Origin of the sequence: Pseudomonas kielensis, from assembly GCF_014236655.1 — a bacterium.
GTDB lineage: Bacteria > Pseudomonadota > Gammaproteobacteria > Pseudomonadales > Pseudomonadaceae > Aquipseudomonas > Aquipseudomonas kielensis.
In genome coordinates, this window is sequence record NZ_JACMYG010000069.1 from 1 (window position 1) to 3284 (window position 3284).

Here is a 3284-nt window from a genome sequence, read left to right on the forward strand (position 1 = left end):
TAACGTTATTTTTCCGTTTCACACCTATACCGGAATTTGGTCTAGGTCATAGTAATAGGCGCCTGAATACATGCGTCATTGTTTGCTGGCTCTATGACGAGTCATGAACCTTCGATCCAAATAGTCTTTCCACTTTCCTATAAAAGATCCTTCTGCAATAAATCCCGCCCAACTCATCATCGCTCCTCCCTCACCGTCGGATAGCAAGGCTAGCGCAATTCGTTGCGGAACGTAGTTGGTAAATAGCTCCCCTTTAAGCGCAGACGCCAGGTTGGCAGCCAAAACAGGTCCTTGTCGGACTGCATAGACACCATTTCGTGGGGTGTCAACAAGGTTGGCGCAATCACCTGCTGCAAAAATTTGTGGGTGAGAAACACTCTGCAGTGTGGGCGACACCTGGATGAATCCCTGTTCATTACAGCTAAGACCAGACTCGCAAAGCCACCCTAACGGGCTAGCGCCAGTGGTAAGGATCAGTCTTACACCTCTCCAAACAATTTCACCTTTGGATATGAGTGCCCCTCCTAGAATTCGGTCGACCGGGCAGCGCTCGTGGAGCTCAACACCCAGTTGATGTAGATGCCTAATTGCAGCACCACGCAAAGCAGGTGCATGTCCCGCCAAAATATTCGCGGCGCTAAAAAGCGCTAGCGATGGCACTGTTCGAGCTAGTGCTAGAGCCAGCTCTACCCCGGCGGCACCACCTCCTAATATCGCAAGTCTCTGAGGTTTCTTTTGCCATTGCTCCCAGCGTGAGATAAAGCTAGAAAATGGCTTAACTGGTAGCAACTCCATGCCTGCATCCTCCGATTCCGGAGGTCTAGGTAATGAGCCTAAGTTTAGTGAAATCCATTCACTTTGTAGCGTTTCACCGGTATCTAGGTGAAGTAAATTAGCTTCTGGTTGGAGTGATGTAACGGCAGAGCTTATAAACTCAATACCTGCTGCCTGACAAAGAGGTTGCAAGTCAATACGGCACTGATCAGTTTTGTAGCGACCGGTTAACAAGCCCGGAAGCATGCCGGAATACCAAGCGTGTTGATCGGGAGAAATTAAACCTATCCGTCCACCGGGAGGTTTATCGCCTGCCCACAAACGCAGAACACCGAGGTGCGCATGACCCGCTCCCGCGAGCAACAAATCGAATTTATTGCTCACGAGATTTTGTCGCTCGGGGCCAGTGTCTCAGCCGGACGTTGACTTCGACCTAGACGCCATTGATGAAACTTGCCCAACCAGCGCAATGCTCGTTGGGGGGCGTGCGCCCTCTTCCATTCACCCGCCGCATACTTGTTAGCTTCAGCTAGTGTGGGATAGATATGGATGGTGCTGAGGATTTTGTTAAGCCCGTAACCATGCTTCATCGCCGCTACATATTCGGTGATTAGGTCACCGGCATGTTCACCAACTATGGTCACGCCGAGGATACGATCTTTGCCTGGCTCTGTTAGCACCTTGACGTAACCATGTGCGGCCTCATCAGCGATGGCGCGATCGAGATCGTCAAGTCCATAGCGAGTAACCTCATAGGCAATGCCTTGAGCTTTAGCATCCAATTCGTTGAGACCTACACGCGCCACCTCAGGATCAGTAAAGGTGGCCCACGGAATCACTCGGTAATCCACCTTAAACCTTTTAAAACCACTAAATAGACCATTTACGGCGGCATACCATGCCTGATGCGCCGAGGTATGGGTAAACTGATAGGGGCCAGTAACATCTCCTACGGCAAAGATGTTTGGGAAGCGCGTAGCCAAATATTCGTCGGTCTCCAATGTGCCGTTGGCGCGTACCTCGAGCTGCAGCTCCTCAGCGCCAAAGCCTTTTACGTTAGCGACCCGCCCCAAGGCCAGCAGTACCTCGTCGAAAGGTAACAGCACCTCTTCACCATCAACCAAGTTGCTACATACGAGTTGTCGCTGACCATTGGCCAACTCAAATCGCACAGCTTTGTGTTGGAGACGTAAATCAACACCGTCACCGCGCAGGCTAGCCATCACCGCTTCGCTGGCTTCGATATCTTCACGAATAAGGAGGCGTTCGACCATTTCAACCTGAGTAACAGCACACCCTAGGCGCTGGAATGCCTGCGCCAGCTCACAACCAATCGGCCCACCACCGAGAACTAGCAGCCGCTTAGGACGCTCGCGCAGATCCCAAATATTGTCAGAGGTAAGCGGCTCCACCAATTCGATACCTGGAATTCTAGGCACAAGCGGCCGTGCGCCTGTAGCGATGACAATGGACCTCGTGTTCAAGGTTTGGCCATTGACTTCGACTGTCCATGGTGAGGTTATCTTCGCCTTACCCTCCACAACCTCAACACCGAGCCCGGTATAGCGCTCGATGGAGTCATGGGGCTCCACCTCTGATACCACTCGCTGAACACGCTGCATAACTGCGGCGAAATCCACCTCGCCACTGACGTTTTTGAAACCCAATTGCTCCGCCTTCTTTAGCTCATTGGCTAACTTGGCCGAGCGAATCAACGCTTTTGAGGGAACACAGCCTGTGTTTAAGCAGTCTCCACCCATTTTGTTTTTCTCGATAAGGGTTACCTTGGCCTTTACCGCCGCGGCTATATAAGCCGATACCAAACCGCCCGAACCGGCACCAATCACCACTAGATTTCGATCAAAAAACTTGGGCTTGACCCACCCTGAATAGACCTGGCGAGCCTTGAAAAAGCCAAGCAGCCTTCGCGATAGAATCGGCAATAGACCTAGCAGCACAAAAGCACCAAGCAATCCCGGTGACAGAATCCCAGCTAGAGACTCCAGTTGTCCCAATTCTCGTCCCGCATTCACGAAGACTAATGTGCCCGGTAGCATGCCTAGCTGACTGATCCACCAAAAGGAAGAAGCTGATAATTTAGTCAGGCCCATGGCCAAGTTGATCAAAAAAAACGGAAATACTGGTACCAAGCGTAAAGCGAATAGATAGGAAGCCCCTTCGCGCTCAATGCCCTTGTCGATACCCGCCAAGCGGCGACTAAATTTTGCTTGCACCCAATCGCGCAACAGGAACCGGCTGATAAGCATGGCCAAGGTTGCCCCCAGAGTCGAAGCGAACGACACCAGTAAGGTGCCGCCAAGCAAACCGAACAATGCCCCTGCGACCAAGGTCATCAAAACTGCGCCGGGTAGTGAGAGTGCGGTGACGACGACATACAGTAGAAAGAATATCCCCCCAATTAAAAAAGGATTGGCCTCAACCTGGGCGTTCAACGCAGCTTGTTGGGCCTTAAGGGTCGATAGATTGAGATATTCACCAAGATCAAGGGC

General features: G+C 51.7%; 2 protein-coding genes. Both read right to left on the reverse strand.

Features of this window, described 5'->3' with window-relative positions:
* Positions 1–75: 75 nt before the first annotated feature.
* Entirely contained in the window at positions 76–1158 is a 1083-nt protein-coding gene (locus H7995_RS27940) for an FAD-dependent oxidoreductase (RefSeq protein WP_137807348.1), read from the reverse strand.
* Positions 1155–3284 (reverse strand): FAD-dependent oxidoreductase (locus H7995_RS27945; protein ID WP_185819312.1); only part of this gene is annotated, 2130 nt, incomplete at its 5' end. The genes H7995_RS27940 and H7995_RS27945, both read right to left, overlap by 4 nt.